The sequence below is a fragment of the Rhodobacter sp. P2_H5 genome, from assembly GCF_056403335.1.
On sequence record NZ_JBFUFS010000012.1, the window covers coordinates 43,476 to 60,752 of the forward strand.

The 17,277-nt window shown below is 62.4% G+C and carries 18 protein-coding genes; 4 read left to right on the plus strand and 14 right to left on the minus strand.

Going from position 1 to position 17,277, the window contains the following annotated elements:
- Positions 1–90 precede the first annotated feature (90 nt).
- The 3 genes from AC1DVR_RS16080 (at position 91) to AC1DVR_RS16090 (ending at position 3,434) form a co-directional block, all read left to right on the plus strand.
- Complete coding sequence (locus tag AC1DVR_RS16080) at positions 91–603, plus strand: hypothetical protein (RefSeq protein ID WP_478001612.1); 513 nt, start codon at positions 91–93, stop codon at positions 601–603.
- A 14-nt stretch (positions 604–617) separates the two neighbouring features.
- Positions 618–1,385 (plus strand): neutral zinc metallopeptidase, encoded by a 768-nt coding sequence (locus AC1DVR_RS16085; protein ID WP_478001613.1) that lies wholly within the window; start codon positions 618–620, stop codon positions 1,383–1,385.
- 885 nt (positions 1,386–2,270) lie between these two features.
- A complete protein-coding gene (locus AC1DVR_RS16090; protein WP_478001614.1) occupies positions 2,271–3,434 on the plus strand; it encodes an HPP family protein in 1,164 nt (387 codons plus the stop codon).
- A 31-nt stretch (positions 3,435–3,465) separates the two neighbouring features.
- On the opposite strand, the gene AC1DVR_RS16095 is transcribed toward AC1DVR_RS16090, so the two are convergent.
- The 8 genes from AC1DVR_RS16095 to AC1DVR_RS16130 form a co-directional block, all read right to left on the minus strand.
- Positions 3,466–3,942, minus strand: coding sequence for a universal stress protein (locus AC1DVR_RS16095; RefSeq protein ID WP_478001615.1), 477 nt, complete (start codon positions 3,940–3,942; stop codon positions 3,466–3,468).
- A 215-nt stretch (positions 3,943–4,157) separates the two neighbouring features.
- Positions 4,158–5,003 (minus strand): carbohydrate ABC transporter permease, encoded by an 846-nt coding sequence (locus AC1DVR_RS16100; RefSeq protein WP_478001616.1) that lies wholly within the window; start codon positions 5,001–5,003, stop codon positions 4,158–4,160.
- A 6-nt stretch (positions 5,004–5,009) separates the two neighbouring features.
- Positions 5,010–5,888 carry a carbohydrate ABC transporter permease gene (locus AC1DVR_RS16105; protein WP_478001617.1) on the minus strand — a complete coding sequence of 293 codons (879 nt, stop codon included), beginning with the start codon at positions 5,886–5,888 and terminating at the stop codon, positions 5,010–5,012.
- A 156-nt stretch (positions 5,889–6,044) separates the two neighbouring features.
- Positions 6,045–7,295, minus strand: coding sequence for an ABC transporter substrate-binding protein (locus tag AC1DVR_RS16110; protein WP_478001618.1), 1,251 nt, complete (start codon positions 7,293–7,295; stop codon positions 6,045–6,047).
- Between the two features lie 495 nt (positions 7,296–7,790).
- The gene (locus tag AC1DVR_RS16115) at positions 7,791–8,936 is read right to left on the minus strand and encodes an ABC transporter ATP-binding protein (protein WP_478001619.1); all 1,146 of its coding nucleotides are present in this window, start codon (positions 8,934–8,936) and stop codon (positions 7,791–7,793) included.
- A 265-nt stretch (positions 8,937–9,201) separates the two neighbouring features.
- Positions 9,202–10,143: a PfkB family carbohydrate kinase gene (locus tag AC1DVR_RS16120; RefSeq protein WP_478001620.1), complete on the minus strand. Its 942-nt coding sequence runs from the start codon at positions 10,141–10,143 to the stop codon at positions 9,202–9,204.
- Between the two features lie 4 nt (positions 10,144–10,147).
- Positions 10,148–10,948 carry a hypothetical protein gene (locus AC1DVR_RS16125; RefSeq protein WP_478001621.1) on the minus strand — a complete coding sequence of 267 codons (801 nt, stop codon included), beginning with the start codon at positions 10,946–10,948 and terminating at the stop codon, positions 10,148–10,150.
- 68 nt (positions 10,949–11,016) lie between these two features.
- The gene (locus AC1DVR_RS16130; protein WP_478001622.1) at positions 11,017–11,178 is read right to left on the minus strand and encodes a hypothetical protein; all 162 of its coding nucleotides are present in this window, start codon (positions 11,176–11,178) and stop codon (positions 11,017–11,019) included.
- Here AC1DVR_RS16130 and AC1DVR_RS16135 point away from each other — a divergent pair.
- Entirely contained in the window at positions 11,155–11,916 is a 762-nt protein-coding gene (locus tag AC1DVR_RS16135; RefSeq protein ID WP_478001623.1) for a DeoR/GlpR family DNA-binding transcription regulator, read from the plus strand. The two genes, AC1DVR_RS16130 and AC1DVR_RS16135, sit on opposite strands and share 24 nt — an antisense overlap.
- On the opposite strand, the gene AC1DVR_RS16140 is transcribed toward AC1DVR_RS16135, so the two are convergent.
- Genes AC1DVR_RS16140 through AC1DVR_RS16165 form a run of 6 tightly spaced genes read right to left on the minus strand, consistent with a single transcriptional unit; the run spans position 11,907 to position 17,061 of the window.
- Positions 11,907–12,875: an ROK family protein gene (locus AC1DVR_RS16140; protein WP_478001624.1), complete on the minus strand. Its 969-nt coding sequence runs from the start codon at positions 12,873–12,875 to the stop codon at positions 11,907–11,909. The two genes, AC1DVR_RS16135 and AC1DVR_RS16140, sit on opposite strands and share 10 nt — an antisense overlap.
- On the minus strand, positions 12,872–13,585 hold the full coding sequence (locus AC1DVR_RS16145) for a ribulose-phosphate 3-epimerase (RefSeq protein WP_478001625.1): 714 nt from the start codon (positions 13,583–13,585) through the stop codon (positions 12,872–12,874). The genes AC1DVR_RS16140 and AC1DVR_RS16145 overlap by 4 nt, the downstream gene beginning before the upstream one ends.
- Positions 13,582–14,331 (minus strand): alpha/beta fold hydrolase, encoded by a 750-nt coding sequence (locus AC1DVR_RS16150; RefSeq protein ID WP_478001626.1) that lies wholly within the window; start codon positions 14,329–14,331, stop codon positions 13,582–13,584. Before AC1DVR_RS16150 ends, AC1DVR_RS16145 begins: the two co-directional genes overlap by 4 nt.
- Positions 14,331–15,155, minus strand: coding sequence for a sugar phosphate isomerase/epimerase family protein (locus tag AC1DVR_RS16155; RefSeq protein WP_478001627.1), 825 nt, complete (start codon positions 15,153–15,155; stop codon positions 14,331–14,333). Before AC1DVR_RS16155 ends, AC1DVR_RS16150 begins: the two co-directional genes overlap by 1 nt.
- Complete coding sequence (locus AC1DVR_RS16160) at positions 15,155–16,231, minus strand: Gfo/Idh/MocA family protein (protein ID WP_478001628.1); 1,077 nt, start codon at positions 16,229–16,231, stop codon at positions 15,155–15,157. Before AC1DVR_RS16160 ends, AC1DVR_RS16155 begins: the two co-directional genes overlap by 1 nt.
- Positions 16,228–17,061 (minus strand): sugar phosphate isomerase/epimerase family protein, encoded by an 834-nt coding sequence (locus AC1DVR_RS16165; protein WP_478001629.1) that lies wholly within the window; start codon positions 17,059–17,061, stop codon positions 16,228–16,230. Before AC1DVR_RS16165 ends, AC1DVR_RS16160 begins: the two co-directional genes overlap by 4 nt.
- Between the last annotated feature and the right edge of the window lie 216 nt (positions 17,062–17,277).

A 17,277-nucleotide genomic window follows, 5' to 3' on the forward strand; every position in this document is an offset into this window, starting at 1 on the left:
GCAGCCTTGTATAGGCAGCTTGGAGACCGCGATTTGGGGTTAGTATTATTCAGGAGAACATGAGCGGCGTTCGGGAACCGGGGGGAGGACTTGGCAGTAAGGTTTTCACGTTTTACCTTGGTTGGTTACTTCCTAAGTATTTTTCTGGCGGTGTTTTCTTCGCCGGTAAATGCTCAAAATGATCCGCGGCAGTTCTTCGCAACCGTCGTATATCAGTGGCAGAGTGGGCAGGAGAACCCGCAGTGGTATGCTCCTCAGCTTTGGCAATTGATCGGAATGCAGACGGGTAACTCCGGCGTTTACAGTCAGCTTGCTATGGCAGGACCGGTTGTCGATGTTCAAATACAACAGCAGTTACAATTGCCGCAGGGGACACTTTATCAGGTGCTGATTTTGCACCAGGCTGGTACATCCTATTGGTCGTTTGGAATCGGCCGGTTTAATAATTTGATTGAGTATGCTTCCTTTAACATAAACCCTAACCCTAACCCTAACCCTAACCCCAACCCTAACCCCAGTCCCAATCCTGACCCCAATCCCGGTCCTGATCCTATCCCAACCACCACATCGGCCGCTTGCCAGAAATTTCCGAATCTTTGCTAGAAAGGAGAGGATTGATGAATCGGCGTGAGTTTGCAGTCGGGGGGGCGCTGACGGTCATTTTTTGTTCGAATTTTGGGTGTCCCTGTAGCGCTCAGACAGCGCAGATATCCAATAAGCGCGGATGTTATATTTCCGATTCCGATTTTGACATAGCATTGTCGACAGTTGCCAGCGAAGGTGCCTTTTTTGGTGATGACAAGATAATTCCCAAGTCCGGAGACGCCGATTTCGACGCTGCTCTAGCGCTGACCCTGTTTAAGGTGTCAGAGCTATTTGAGGTTTCCCCAGGATTTGCGTATTATGATGACTCTGAAGGTATGAACGCCTACGCATCACCGAAGGTACGAATGAATGGTGCTGACGGCACAGTTCTATTTGGCACTCAACTTTTTAGGATGCTGCGATCACAAAATGATAACCCTGATCTGGCTATAGCTGCCGTTTGCGCCCACGAATTTGGACATATTATCCAATTCAAGCACGATCTCTTTGATAAGGTTCGGGCTGGCCAGCCAACTGTTAAACGCCCTGAGCTCCAAGCAGATTTCTTTGCGGGGTATTTTGCTGGAGCCAGGAAGAGGCAGAAGCCAGACTTTCCCGCGGCCGTTTTTGCAGCTACTCAATACAGGTTTGGTGACGATCATGTAGATGATTCAGGGCACCATGGAACTTCTGATGAGCGAGCGAGTGCAGTGATTGCGGGTTTTGAGGCATCTTTTCACCAAAATAAGAATATTGGCGACGCAATTGTTGAGAGCATGAATTACGTTTCAACATTGTAGGACCCATCGCCCATTTGGATCTTTGCGTTGTATGAGAGAGCCCTCTCTTTCTGACACGCCTCCTGATAGGTTTGAAGGTGGAGGTGACAGACAAGCTCCACATTTGATATTTTCGGTCGAGGTGCAGCCTTGAAAGTAGCTGATTGCAAGCTGGTAACAACTAAGGCGTGGTGGGTCAACAATAGGTCAACCTGCCTAACTACTTTGTTCCCCGTTTATATCCGCCGGTTGCGGCCGGTTGCGGCACGCTGCGGCAAGAAACTGGTCGGAGATCAAAGGGTTACTGCGTAACGCGCTGAAATCAAAGGAGAAGTGATTTCCCGGGAGAGGCGGCTCATAACCTGAAGGCCGCAGGTTCAAATCCTGCCCCCGCAACCAAATTCAATATACAGATCAAGATGTTACGAGCCGCCCTCCGGGCGGCTTTTTGCGTTCAAAATCCCAGGTCAACAATAGGTCAACAAACGGACGAAAACCACGTGCAAGATCAGCGGGATAGGAGCGCCGCAGGATGCGGAACGCGCGAAAACCGCACCGGGCAGCGGTCGATCGGATGGAAGGCTGATCAGGGACGCTATTAGGGGCAAACTAGGACCGGAAATGCACGTTCTCGCGGATGTCCAAGGGGTCACGTCGAGGAGGTACCGGACCACGCCACGCGCTGGCTCTGGACTTGCAACAACGACCGCCCGAACGTGGGCATCGGCGGCACCACACCCGCCCAGAAGATGCTCCCGAAGGGGGCGCGGAGCCACAAAATGGCCGCATGAGTTCTGCGACCGCACCCCCTTAAGAATGGCGGAATTACCCGGTCGCTCCGGCATCGGGTTGAACCTTTCGCAAAATGATGAAAATTTGCGCAGATCGGGCAGGGGGAGCGCGGGTGTGCATGTGTTGAAATCACTGGGTCCCGCGGTGGCCCGCGTTTCGGCCCTCGAGGCGCTGCGGGCGGGGCTGGGGGCGCTCATCGGTCTGGGGGTGACGGGGCTCTTTCTTCTGTCGCCAAAGATCGATCTGGCGTTTGGCCTTTATCTTGTGGCCCCTTTCGGCGCGACCTCGGTTCTGCTCTTCGCCGTGCCGAACAGCCCCCTGGCGCAGCCTTGGTCGGCGATTGTCGGCAACACCGTTGCAGCCCTTGTCGGGGTGGCGGTGTGCCTGGCGGTGTCCGATCCCGTCTTGCGCGTCGGCCTGGCGGTTGGCCTTGCGATCACCGCAACGATCCTGTGCCGCGCGGTCCATCCCCCGGCAGGAGCCGTTGCGATGACCGCCGCCATGTCGCCGGACGCCATCGCGCATCTGGGGTTCTGGTTCGCTCTGGCGCCCATTGCGATCGGCACGACGGTCCTCGTGCTTCTGGCGGCGCTCTACGCCCGGCTCACCGGACGGCACTATCCGTTCCGGCAGTTCGAGGATCCGGGCAAGCACGGTACGGAGGACCGCGATCCGACCAAGCGGCTTGGCCTTTCGGAGAAGGAACTGGCGGGCATCCTCGAACATTACCGGCAGTCCTTCAACCTGGGGGTCGAGGATCTGGCACGGCTGATCGGCGCGGCGGAGCTGCAGGCGGCCAGCCATGCTTCGGGTCTTCTGACCGCCGCCGACATCATGTCGCGCAATCTGGTCACCGTCGGTCCTGACACGGCTCTTGGCAAGATTGCCGACCTGTTCCGGCAGCACCGGTTCACCTCGCTCCCGGTCGTGGGGCCGGATGCCAGGTTCCTTGGCGTCATCTTCCAGCTGCATCTCATCAGCCAGGCCAGAGAGGATGCGCTGCGGCTTGACCGGGGCTATTGGGCCGCCCTGCGGCGTTTGCTGGACCGCGACCTGGGCAAGCGCACGACCGCGGGCGACATCATGAGCGTCGCGGGCCCGCGCGCCACGACCAACACGCCGCTGGGCCTGCTGCTTCCCATGATGGCGGACGGCGACACGGATGCGGTCCCCGTCCTCGAATATGGCAAGATCGTCGGCATCGTCACGCGGACCGATCTTGTGGCCGCGCTGGCGCGGCGTACCGCGCGTGAGGGTCTGGCGCCCGGCGCTGCCTGATCAGGCCGCCTTCCTACCACGCCTCACAGGATCAGCCCGCGGGCGCGTCGCGCTTTGCGAACAGCACCTCGTCGGAAATCTCCTTGCGGGCCACCAGCAGGCTGCAGGGCAGGCTGTTGGTCAGATCGGACGTGACCGATCCGAGCAGCCATCCCGCCACGACACCCTGACGGCGGTGGCCGACCACCACCAGATCGGCGGAAATCTCCCGCGCGACGGCGGCGATCCTTTCGGCCGGCTGGCCGCGTTCCAGGCGCGCCTGATGCGACAGGCCCATGCGGCGCAGTCGCTGCACCCCTTCGTCCAGCACCTTCTCGAACAAGGGGGTCTGATCGGTCGGGAAATAGGTTCCGATCGGATCGACGCCGAGGCCAAGACCGTACCCCGGGTCGACGACCGCCATCAAGGTGACCCTGGCGCCGGAAAACTGGGCAAGCAAGGCACCCTCACGCAGTGCCAATCGCCCCTCCTCCGTGCCATCATAAGCCAGGAGTATATGCTGGTACATGGTGCCCTCCGCCTTTGCAGATCAGATGGATAACCCTAACACGTTTCAGCCTGAAACGGAGCCTGAATCGGGGTGCGGCCTGTCCAGTCGCGCTTTTGCCGGCTGTCTTGAGAAATACCCCGAACATGGAACTCGTGCGGCGGCGTCACTGCCCGAGACTTGGGGCCGGGATTCGGGGCCGGGATTGCGCGCTTTGTGCCCGGTGGCTGGACCTGTCAGCTTTTGACCGACCCCGCCGTCATGCCCGCAAGGAAATACCGCTGGGCCACCAGATAGAGCACGAGAAGCGGCAAGGACCCCAGCACGCTCATCGCCATCATCTGGTTCCACTCGAAGGCGTGCTGGCCCATCAGCAGCTCGATCCCGATCGGCACCGTCCGCATGTCCATGGATTTGGTCAGCGTCAGGGCAAAGAGGAACTCGTTCCAGGCGAGGAGGAAGGTATAGACCGCGGTGGCCACGATGCCGGGCACCGACAGTGGCACCACGACCCGCCAAAGCGCCGTCCAGCTGGAGCCGCCATCGACCAGAACCGCCTCGTCCAGTTCGCGCGGCAGGGTGTTGAGATAGCCGGTCATCAGCAGGATGGCATAGGGCAGCGTGAAGACCATGTAGGTCAGGATCAGCGCGAAATAGGTGTTGAAGATGCCGAACCACACCACCATGCCGAAATAGGGGATCAGCAGGGTGATCGGCGGCACGGTCTGGGTGCTGATGATGAAGATGTTCAGCACATTCTTGCCGCGGAAATTGTAGCGGCTGAAGCCATAGGCGGTCAGGATGGCAATCAGCAGGGTCAGCAGCGTCACGATGCCTGCGACGAGATAGCTGTTGATGAAGAAGCGCACCTTCTCAGGATCGTTGAAGATCGCGTAATAGGCTTCCAGCGTGGTGTGGTCCGGCAGCAGCCGCGGCGGCAGGGCAAAGATTTCCGTGTTGGATTTCAACGAGGTGAAGAACATCCACAGGATCGGGAACCCAGCAAAGACCAGACCCACGAGCAGGCCGAGGTAGGTCAGGGCGGTGGGGAAAGGGGTCTTGCTGAACGAGCGTTTCGCCATGGCCGATCACCGCGCCTTCTGATGTTTGATGTAGAAGTAGGTCACGCTCATCGACATGATCAGGATGACGATGGCACTGGCCGAGGCCTGGCTGAACTCGTAACTCGAAAACGCCAGCTTGTAGGTGTAGGTCGACAGGACCTCGGTGGCATAGATCGGGCCGCCGCCGGTGGTCATCCAGACCAGCGGAAAGACCTGCATCGTCCAGATGAAATCCAGCAGAGCGATGCTGACCATGATCGGTTTCAGCTGCGGGATGGTGATGTAACGGAACTTCTGGAACTCGCCCGCGCCGTCGATGCCGGCCGCCTCATATAGATCGCGCGGGATGCCCTGCAAGCCGGCCAAGAGGCTGACCATGTACAGGGGGTAACCGGCCCAGATATTGGCGAAGGTCAGGGCATGCAGCGCGGTCTTGGTCGAGGAAAACCACTCCACCTTGAAGTTCACGATATGCAGATCCATCAGGATGCTGTTGATCACCCCGTTCGGGTCCAGCAGCAGGCGCCAGATGATCGCGATGATGACGGCGGTGAACAGCCAGGGCAGGATGTACAGCACGCGGAGCAGGCTGCGCACCGTCCGGTTGATCCGGTTGGAGTTCAAGAGCAGGGCGAAGGCGAGGCCGATCAGCAGGTGGAAGATCACGCTCATCACGGTGAAGTAGAGGGTCTGCGCCACCGATTGCCAAAAGACCGGGTCGGCAAAGAGGGTGAGGTAATTCTGCAGCCCGACAAAGACCGCGTTCTTCTTCATGATCGCGCCGTCCATCAGCGAATAGCGCAGGACGGTCAGCATCGGGAACAGCATCAAGAGGGCGAAGAGGAAGACAGCCGGCGCCACATAGAGCAGCGGCACCAGCTTCTTTTGCGTCTTGTAGGACAAGAAGCCGCTCTTGCGCCGTTTCGGGCGGGATCCGGCCAGGCTTTGATTGGCGCTGAGCATGAGGCGAAATTCCAATGAAGGGTCAGTGTGCGGGCGTGAAATGCCGTGGCAGCGCWGGGGAGCATACTGCGCTGCCACGGGACGTAAGGCGCTGGCTTACTTGGCGAAAGCCGCCAGCCAGGCCTTCTGCGCCGCAGCCGCGGCCTCAGCCGAGGTTTGCTGGCCGTCGAACATCTTCTGCACTTCGACGTTCATCGCCCGCATCAGATCTTCCGCCACCGGCAGGCCGACGAATTCATTGGCCAGCTTGCCGTTCTGGTAGATCTTGAAGGCTTCGGCGAACAGCGGGTCGGATTTGGAGAAGTCGGGCTTGGCGTTGACGTTGCCCGGGAAGGCATTGGCGATCGACACCAGCTTGCCGTTCACTTCCGGGCTCATCAGGTAGGACACCAGCTTCCAGGCTTCGGCCTTGTGATCGGAGGAGTTCGAGATGCCGATGCCCCAGGAGGCATAGGGCAGCCCGCGCTTGCCGTCATAACCATCGACCGCCGGCAGCGCCGAAATGCCGAAGTTCAGCTTGGGGTTCCGCTCGCGGATCAGGTTGATGTGGGCCAGCGAGTCGATCATCATGCCGACGCGGCCGTTGACGAATTCTTCGACCTTGTCCTGTTCCTTCTTGGCGAAGATGCCGGGCGAGATGACGCCGGCGTCCTGCAACGACTTGATATAGTCGAGCGTGCCGACGACCGAGGCATTCTCCAGATCCGGCTTGCCGTCCTTCAGCATCGAGGCGCCCGAGGCCCAGACCCAGCTCATCACGTCGTTCTGGATGCCGCCGGGGTTTTGCAGCGACAGGGGCAGGACCCAGCCATATTCGTTCTTGTCGGCATGGGTCATCTTCTTGGCCGCGTCCATGAACTCGGTCCGGGTGGTCGGCATCTTGTCGACGCCATCCGCCTTGGCCATGTCGAGGTTGACAAAGACCGGGTAAACGAAGGAGGCGAGCGGGAACATCACGCTTTTCCCGTCGACCTTGATGATGTCGGCGATCTGGCTTTGATCGTAGTTGGCGTCCTTCATCAGGTCGTCCATCGGGGCGATGGCGCCCTGCTTGGCCAGACCGTTGACCCAGGCGCCGTCGAGGCCCACGACATCGGACAGCGTGCCCGAGGCGGCGCCAACGACGATCTGGTCATGGGTCGCCGAATAGGGGCCGCTGACCAGATTGACCTTGATGCCGGGGTTGGCCTTTTCAAAGTCGTCCATGATGCCGCGCAGCGCGCCGGCGGGCATTTCGGGTTCCCACCACTGGATGAATTCGATGGTGGTGTCAGCCAGCGCGCCCGACGCGTAAAACGCAAGAACGGCAGCGGACGTCATCGTGGCAAGTGTTCTTTTGACGTTCATACTTTCCTCCCAGAAAAGCGGCGGTTCTTTCGATCCTCCCGAAGAACCCGCACAAATTAGGTCCCTTTTGAATCGATGTGTCAACGAAGATTTGGAGTCTTCCGGCGCGGATCGCCCATTTCAATTTGGAATTTATTCGTTCAAATATCTGATTTATAAGTATTTTGTGTGATAAACTTCGCAACAAATTTTTCTACATTTTTACATTACCTGTGGTGACTTATTTTTTTACTTTGCGAAAGAAATGAGGTGATTGCCGCAAGGGCCGCGCGTCGGATTCGCCTGACGCACGCTCATATCTGCGAAAAATGGAAAGGGCTCCGGCGACGGCGCAAAGTGTTGCGGTGCCAGAGATCAGGAATTGGGTCCAGATAGGCGGCGCCGGGCCGCGCACTTCACAAGAAGCCGCTCGCCGCAGCGCAAATCGGGTGGCCCCGGCCGGCCAATTCGCCGGGAAATCGCCTGCGCCGGGGCAGGCGTCCCGGCGCCGCGGTCTCAGATGGCGAGCAGGGTGCTCGGGCTGAAGAAATGCAGCTTGGCCACGTCCAGCGCCAGGTCGATCTTTTGCGCCGGGCGGATGGCGCTGGTGGACTCGAACTTCGCCACTGCGTTGGCCGCGCCGCTGAGGTCCTCCACGGCATCCGGGTCGCCCGAGTCGATGCGGACCGCATCGATGTTGAGGTGGACGATCAGTTCCGACCCCAGCTCTTCAATCGACTTCACCAGCGCCGGAATCGTCGGATGGCGGGCGCCAGAGTCCAGCTTGCTGTCAAACAGATCCTCCGGGCGGATGCCAAAGATTACCTGCTCACCGTCGTAACTCCGCAAGGTCGGGGATTTTTCGAAGGCCTGTTCGGGCACCGGAATGGAGAATCCGGGCAGCACGATGCGGTTTCCCTGCAGGCGGCCTTCGAACAGATTCATCGAGGGTGAGCCGATGAAACCCGCCACGAAGACATTCGCCGGCCGGGTGTACAGCGTCTTGGGCGTATCGACCTGCTGCAACACACCGCCTTTGAGAACGGCAACCCGGTCGCCCATCGTCATGGCCTCGGTCTGGTCGTGGGTCACATAGATCGTGGTGACCCCCAGCTGGCGCTGCAGGCTGGCGATCTCGGCCCGCATCTGCACCCGCAGCTTGGCATCCAGGTTCGACAGGGGCTCGTCCATCAGGAAGGCCGCCGGTTCGCGCACCATGGCGCGCCCCATCGCCACCCGCTGGCGCTGCCCGCCCGACAGGGCCGCAGGCTTGCTGCCCAGCAGCGGTTCCAGTTGCAGGGTCTTGGCAATCTCGTGGACCCGCTTGGTCCGCTCGGCCTTGGGCTTGCCCGCCAGCTTCATCGAAAAGGCGATGTTGTCGAAGACGGTCATGTGCGGGTAAAGCGCGTAGCTTTGAAAGACCATCGCGATGTCGCGATCCTTCGGCGCGAAATCCTCGACGTTTTCCCCGCCGATGCTGAGCGTCCCGCTGGAGATTTCCTCAAGCCCCGCGATCATGCGCAGCGCCGTCGACTTGCCGCACCCGGAGGGGCCGACAAGGATCAGGAACTCGCCGTCGCGGACCGTAAGGCTCAGATCCTTGATCACATGGTATCTGCCCCCGAAGGTCTTGCAGATCTTGTCCAACACCACTTCAGCCATGAAACTTCCTCCGCTTTGCCCAGAGTCGCCCCTTGATCAAGGCGACCTCCCCCTGGTGCGACGCACCCGCACAAAGGGGCGAAATTCAGCATAAAAGTCAACGAAAGATTCCAGGTGTTTTCGGCAGAAAACGAGGGCATCCGCGACGTATATGCTGCAACACTATGTTATATAACGATTTATATCGTATTTCACATTCTACGCATGACATTATATTTTTTTACATGCGTAATGTTATTCGCGACGGCGGCAGCTTGGGCGCAAGTCACCGGTCGGATGGCACGACGGGCACAGGCTGCGGCGCATCCGCGCTGCCAAGGCGCGCAAGGCAGGCGGCAAGGTCCGGCAGGGCCTTGCGCCCGCCGTGGCCCGTGACCGAGATTGCAGCGGCGGTGTTGGCGAAGAGTGCGCTGGCCAGCGGCGACTTCCCCTGCGCCAGCGCAAAGGCATAGGCGCCGTGAAAGCAATCGCCGGCGCCCGTGGTATCGACCGCCCGCACCTTGAGGGCCGGGATGTGCCAGACGGTGTCATCGCCCGCCTGCCGGACATAGATCCCCTGCTCGCCCCGCGTCAGGATCACCGCGGAGCGGTCCTGCGCCCAAAGCTGGCGCAGGATCGCCGCCGGGTCGCTCTCTCCGGTCTGGGTCTGGCCAAAGGCGTAGGGCAGGACCAGATGATCCGCGCAGGCCAGCAGGGCCTCGGTCGGTGCGCCGACGCTCCATTCGATATCCGCCACGATCGCCAGCCCAAGGGCGCGCGCCCGCGCCACGACCGCATGGGAATGGAAGGCATAGCCGTCGATCAGCAGGACCTTCGCCTGGGTCAGCACCGCATCGGGCAGGGTGGCGGAGGTGCCGACCGGCACGTCGTCGTCATAGGCGATGAATCGGTCACCGTCCGAGCCGACCGTGATCGTCGCCCGGATGGGGCTGGCATCGGCCCGGCGCGGCGCAAGGGAGATGTCAACGCCATGCGCGGCAAGTTCGCGCCCCGCCGCGTCGTCCCCGGATGCATCCGCCAGCCAGCCGATGAAGCCCGCACTTCCCCCCAATGTCGCCGCCGCGACCAGCGCGGTGGCGACATTGCCGCCATGATCAGTCAGGCGACCGGTCACCTTGCCCTTTCCAGCCGTCAGCGGGCGATCGACATAGAGAATCACGTCGATCGAGATTGCGCCGAAACCCAGAATCTGCAGGGGACCGGTCATCTTTTCACAGGCCCGCGGCTTTCAGCGCGGCTTCCGGCGGCATCAGGTCATGAATGACCGCCTTGAAGGCCTTGGCGGCCTTGGTCGTATCGCCATGGCCCCAAAGGTTGCGCCCGACGATGGCGCCCTTGGCTCCGGCCCGCAGCGCATCGGCGGTCTGGTGCAGTGCGGCCAGCAGCGTGTCGGTCTTCGGTCCGCCGGCAATGACGATCGGCACCGGGCAGGAGTCGACCGTCTCCTTGAAGGAGTCGAAATCGCCGGTGTAGCCGACCTTGATGACATCCACCCCGGCCTCGAAGCCGATCCGCACCGCATAGGCGATCTCGTCCGGCGTGAAGACGATCTTGCCGCCATCGCTGAAGTCTCGCGGGTAGACATGGGCCACGACGGGCATTTCATAGCGGGCGGCGGCGTTGACGGAATCGGTCAGCCAGCGGATATAGCCGCCCTCGGTATTGCCGCGCACCGGGATGGCGACGGCCAGGGCATCGGCGCCATAGCGCACCGCATCCTCCGGCGTGGCGATCAACTGGCTGATCCGGTCATCGGCGGTAAAGCAGCCCGCTTGAATGACCAAAGCCGCCTTGCCGGCATATTGCGACCAGAGATGCTTGGCAGCCCCAGGCTGGATCGTGACGTAATCCGGCTCTCCCGCCATGACGCGGGCCAGCGCTTCGGGCAGATTCTTCAGCCCGCCTTCACGGACATTGCCGTAGCCGACAAAGTGATCCACCGCGCCGCCGAACAGGCGGCCCGACGGATGCGAAAACAGGCGAGACAGGCGAACTTTGGTTCCAAGGCCCATAGCAGAGCAATCCCTTCATGACATTTGCTGTGATGTTGCGAAAGCCTAACCCAAGATAAACATAACACTCAATCTTCCGAATCCTTTCGTTTAAAGATTGATATCCGGGCAAAATGCCGTAGATTTGCGAGAACTTTTGAAACGCCATCGCCAGGGCTGTCGAATTTCGCAAGATCGCGCCGACCCTTGGCCTGACTGGAGCCGACATGCTTGCCGAACAGCGCCGCCATCAGATCATCCTGGAACTTCAGCGCGCCGGGCAGATTCGCACCGCCCAGCTGGCGGAGGATTTCGGCGTTTCCGAAGTCACCATCCGGTCTGATCTGGAGATTCTGGATGCCAAGAAGCAGCTGATCAAAACCCATGGCGGTGCGATTGCCGTGCCGCTCGATTCGCCCTCCGCCGCCTTTGATGAACGGATGCGCCGCAACTTCGACGCGAAGCGGCGCATCGCCCAGGCGGCGGCGCGGCTCATCACCGACAACCAGTCGCTGGTCTTTGACAGCGGATCGACCCTGATGCAGGTCGCCATGCATATGACGCCGGTGGAAAATGTCGTGGTGGCGACCACGGCGATGAACATCGCCCAGCATCTGATGTACCGGCCGGGGCTCGATGTGCACATGATCGGCGGGCGGGTGTTTCCCGGCACGGTCAGCACCATCGTGGCCGACGCCGACCGCGCTGTGGGCGGCCTTGTGGCGCATCAGGCCTTTGTCAGCGCCCATGCGATTGATCCGGCCTTTGACGTGGTGGATGTCAACGAAGACGTGGCGCGGACCAAGCGCAACCTGGTGCGGATGGCCCGGCGGGTCATCCTCGTCGCCGATTCCAGCAAATGGGACATCGAAGCCACCTCCAAGGCGTTTTCCTGCGCTCAGGTCGATATGATCATCACTGACAGCGACATGCCTCATGCGATCCGCCTCCGGCTGGACAAGCTTGGGGTCGAAGTGCGTTACGTCTGACCAAGCGCGTCGTGTTTGGAAAAGGCCAGGGTTGCGGCCCCGACCAGACCGGCTTTCGCGCCCAGATCGGCCCGCAGGATCGGAACCCCGCGATAGGCTGTCATCGCCCTGACCTCCACCACGCTGCGAATCCCGCCGATCAGCAGGTCGAAGGCATTGGCGAGGCCGCCGCCAATCACCACGACATCGGGCGAGAAGAGGTGCAGCAGATTGGTGATCCCGATGCCAAGCCAGCGCGCCTCCTGTGCGACGAGGGTCTTGGCCACCGCATCGCCGCGCCGCGCCGCCTCGACCACGGCGCGGGCCCCCGGGCGCCCCTCTTCCGCTTGCAGCTCGCCGATCAAGGCACCACCGGGTAGGGCCGCCGCGGCGTGGCCAAACAGCCCGAGCGCCGTGCCGGACGCGAAAGCCTCGAAACAGCCGACCGATCCGCAAAAGCATTTGGGGCCGCTCTCCGAAATGGCCATATGGCCGATTTCTACCGCGAGACCCCGGTGGCCGTGAAAGATCTTGCCCTCCGAGACCAGCCCACCGCCGATGCCGGTGGAGACGGTGATGAACAGCACCGTCGAATGCCCCCGCCCGGCCCCAAAGCGCCATTCGCCCAAAGCGGCCATGTTGGCATCATTGTCGAGCGCCACCGGATGGCCGAGCCGGTCCGACAGAAGCCGCGCAATCGACACATCGCGCCAGCCTGCCAGTGTCGGCGGCGCAATCATCAGCCCCGCCGCAGGGTCCAGCGGGCCGGGAGCGCCAAGGCCGATGCCGGCAATCCCGCCGTCAGCCCCGGTTGCCAGCAACTGACCCGCCAGCCCGGTCATCTGATCCAATATCACCTCGACGCCGCCTGATGCCTTGGTCGGGACCGTCAGCGCCTGGTGCACGACGCCATCGCGCGTGACCAAAGCCGCCCGCAGATCGGTCCCGCCCAGATCAAAGGCCAGCGCCGCCCGTGTCATGTGGCAGGACCTGACAGGTCGCGCAGCCAGGCGATGCGCCCGGCCAGATCCGGGTCGCCAAAGGCCAGCGACCCCAGAACGACGGTTTGCGCCCCGGCCTTGCGCAGCTTCGGCACGGTGTTTTCCCGGATGCCGCCGTCCGCCGCGAGAATGATGTTGGGCCGTCCGGCCTGGTCGATCAGCCGGCGCGCCTCCTGCAGGCGGTCGCAGGCATTCTCGGCCAGGGACTGACCTTTGACGCCGATTTTGGTGCCGAGCAAAGTCACCATCTCGACATGGGGCAGGAAGGGTGTGATCGCCTCGACCGGGGTTTCCTGGCGCAGGACCACGCCGCCCATCACCCCCGCGTCGGCGGCCATCTGCAGGGCCCGCAGGCCTGCCTGCCCATTTTCGGCATGAACCGATATCAGGCTGGAACCGGCTTCGATGAACTGCTGCATCTGCGCCTCGACGCAATCCGCCTCGACCATCAGATGGACATGGATCGGCACGGCGGTCTTCCTGGCGATTTGCGCCACCAGATCGGGGAAGAACAGATAGCCGGGCGCGAACCGGCCATCGGCCACGTCGATGTGGTGCAAGTCGGCAAGGGTCTCGATCCGGTTGAGGTCCCGTTCCAGATTGACCAGATCGGCCGACCAGGTTGAAAACTCGGCCAGGAACCGGTCGCGCGGCAGGGCTGCAATGGCTTGGGCATGGTTGGCGATCACGATGGGCTCCAGTTTTGTTCGGCCAGAAAGGCCGCGATGGCGGCGCGCACTTCGGCTTGATGACGGTTGCGGTCGTCCGCCTTGGGCGTCACGCGGACAAGGCGGGCTTGCGGGATGGTCGCGGCCAGAAGTTCCGCACTTTCCATCGGATGGACGGCATCCCGGGCGCTGCCGATGACCAGACAGGGCAGGCGGAGGGCCGCGACCTGCGCTGGGCTGACCCCCGGCGCAAGGGTCGCGATGTCCTGCAGGACCTCCGCGAAAGCTCGGGCGTTCGGCCGTTCGGCATAGCCCAGGATCGAGGCGAGGTTGTCCGGGCTTTCCTTGGCCAGCCACAGGCCCGTCGCACTGGCGCGAAAGCTGGCGGCGGCGGCTTGCGGGTCGAGGCGCTGCAACAGGGCCGCCATTTCGGCCACCGGCCCCATGTTGGGCGGGGCGGCGGCAAAGGTCCAGGCCGGGCGGATCAGGATCAGCGCCCGCACCCGTTCCGGGTGATGACAGGCCAGATGCAGCGCAATCGCGGCGCCCATGGAGATCCCGGCGGCAACAAAGCTTTCCGGCGCGCCGGCCAGCACATCAGCGGCGAACATCGGGATCGTGAAGGGGCGATCAGGACCAAGCGGCGTGGCATCGTGGCCCCGGCAAGCGAGGGTCAGCCGGCTCAGCCCGGTCCCCTCCGGCCAGTTCTGCGCCACCTGATCGGTGCCGCCACCCAGGCCGTGCTGAAAGACCACGGTCCCGGCCATCACAGCAGCCCCCGCAGGAATTGCGCCACGGCGGGGGCTTCCTCTGCCTCAAGCCCATGGGTGACCAGCGGGCCGTCAAAGCCTGTGGCCCTGACCTGCGCCAGCAGATCGGCGAAATCGACCACGCCTTGCCCTGCCTTGGCAAACCGTCCGTCGGCGTGGCGATCCTTGGCATGGACCATGGCGATGGAGCCTGCTGCCGGCGCGATGGAGCGTGCGATGATCTCGCGCGCCTCCGCACGACTGGCGCGTTCAAAAAGGTTGGCAGGGTCAAACACGATCTTCAGGCGAGAGGAGCCCATCTCGGTGATCAGCCGCCGGGCATCGGCGGTGGAGGTCACGATATTGGCCTGCTCCGGCTCGATCCCCAGATCGACCTTGTGGGCCTCGGCCAGGTCCAGCGCCAGGGCGATTTCCGCAGCCATATCCGCCCAGGCGGTCGGGTCGGCGTTGCCCGGGTCATGCGCCCATTGGTCGGTGGGATGCCGGGTGCCGGTGCAAAGCGTGACAAGGCCGATGCCCGCGCCAGCCGCAACCCGGATCACGGTTTCCAGACCCTTCATGCCCGCGCGGCGCCGGACAGGGTCTGGATGCGCCATGTTGTAGGTACCCGACAGCGCCATAAGCGCCACGCCCTCCTGCCGACCGGCTGCGGCGATCCGGGCAATGACAGTTGCTTCGTCGGCAATCACCTCGGGCAAGGCGGGCAGGCCCGCACAGGCCAGGTTGAACTGCACGCAGTCATAGCCCGCCACTTTGGCCGCCCGCAGCACCAGTGCCGGATCGGTGCCCGCAAAGGTCTTGGCGAAGATCCCAAGCTGCATCACACCGCCCCTGTCACAGACTCCAGGGTCACCCTTTCGCCGGACTCGACCGAGCGCGCGATGGCCACCATCGCCTTGATCGAGGCGATGCCGTCCTCGACCCCCGCACCGCGCATCGGGGCGCCGTTCAGGACGGTGTCGGCCAGACCCTCCAGCTGGCGGCGGAAGAAATGGCCATCCGCGCCCAGCGGCCGGCGCGATGTGCCGTCCTTTTCGTGGAAGATATCAACTTCGGAGGACCGGAAATACCAAGGGTTGAAGGTCTTGGCGGTGACAGACCCATTCTCGCCGTAAAGCTGAAGCCCTTCATGCCAATCCATCCGCACCGCGACCGTCAGGTCAAGGTGACCCAGGGTCCCATTGGCGAACTCGGTCTCGACGAACCAGCAATAGGCGCCGAACCTTTCGGACAGGCGGGCGCGCACGGCGGTGATCTCACCGCAGAAAAAGCGGGCGGTGTCGACCAGATGCGAGCCATGCGCCAGCATGAAATACTGCCGCAGATCCGCCTTGGGGTTCCCCGAAGGCTTGCGGGCGAAAGCGCTGGTGATCGGCAGCGGCTGGATCGCGTCGGTGTTGGTGTAGCGGTGGGTGCTGTCGCAATACCAGGCCTTCAGCGCCAGGATCTGCCCCATCTCCTCCTGCACGAAGGCGCGGGCGTCCTGCAGGGCCGGATCAAAACGCTTCATGTGGCCGACCTGCAGGACCTTGCCCGAGGCCTTGACGGCAGCGGCCAGCGCCTGACCCTCCTCGATCGAGGTGCCGATCGGCTTTTCGCACAGCACATGCTTGCCCGCCTGCAGGGCCTTGATCGACATCGGCACATGATAGGCGTCCGAGGTGGCGACGATGACGGCCTCCAGATCCGGGTCGGCCAGCATCTCGTCATAATCGGCAAAGGTCTTGCGCGGGGCATGGGTCGCGGCCATCCGCGCCAGAAGGTCGGGCGCCGCGTCGCAGATGGCGTAAAGCTCGGCATTGGCGGCTTTGGTGCAGGATTGCAGATGGGCGAATTGCGCGATGGGGCCGCAGCCCAGGACGCCGACGCGCAGCAGGCGGTTTTCTTTGCGGATCATGCCGGCACCTTGGCGATATTCAGCCCACGCAGGGTCTGCAGGTTGGCGCGGACGGCGGCCGCCGGATCGGCGGCGGCGGTGTCGGATTCCTCCTCCACCACGATCCAGCCGTTGAAATCGGGCGCCTGGCGCACAGTGGCGATGACTTGCGCAATGTCGCAGCTGCCGGCCCCGAGCATCGCCCAAGTGCCCGTTGCATCGACATCTTTGAGGTGGACATAGCGGATACGGCCAAGGAACGCGCGCAGCGTGTCTTCCATCACCTGGCCGCCGCGCAGGATATGCCCGGTGTCGGGCACCCAGCCCACCCCTGGATCAAGCCGCGCAAAGATCTGGTCATAATCGGCGCGGGTGAAGAGCAGGGTGTTGTGGTGCGAGGAGGGGTGAACCGCGACCGTGACTCCAGCCTGCCGCCCGATCTCGGCCGCGCGGTTATAGACATCGGCCGCCACGTCAAACTTTGTCGCGCGCGGCCCCTCGGACATCACGGTGGCCGAGCCCATCGAGACCAGCGCCCCCGGGAAATGTGCTGCGAAATCAACCCAGCGGCGCGCGGCTTCAAGGTCCGCGCCGATCTGCGCCGGCTCGGTAAAGCCGCTGTCCGAGCCGAAGGCAAAGGACACCAGCGCCAGGCCGGCATCCGTCAGACGGCGCGCGAAGTCCTGCACCCGACCAGCGTAGGAGCCGATCATCACATCGGTGATCTCGATCCCGCCGTAACCGCCATCCGCGATGGCGCGGACCAGATCATCCGGCCCGCCGGTCCATTTGGCCCCCAACATTTCCCAGGTGAWGGTCTGGCAACCGTATTTCAAGGCGGGGCTGGTCATCTGAATGTCCTGATCTTGCGGGTTTTGGTCACGCCGGAGCCGTTGCAAAAAGTGGATTTGCAATCATGAATGGCAGGAAAGTTTCAGCGCGTGGCGATCGTCAAGCCTGACGTTGCGGGCCAATGCCCGCCGGGTGGAGGGGGCGGCGCAGGGAGTTTGTTTCCCGAAGGAAAGTGGTCCTATTTTCCCATCGATCTCACGGCGGTTCCTCCCTGT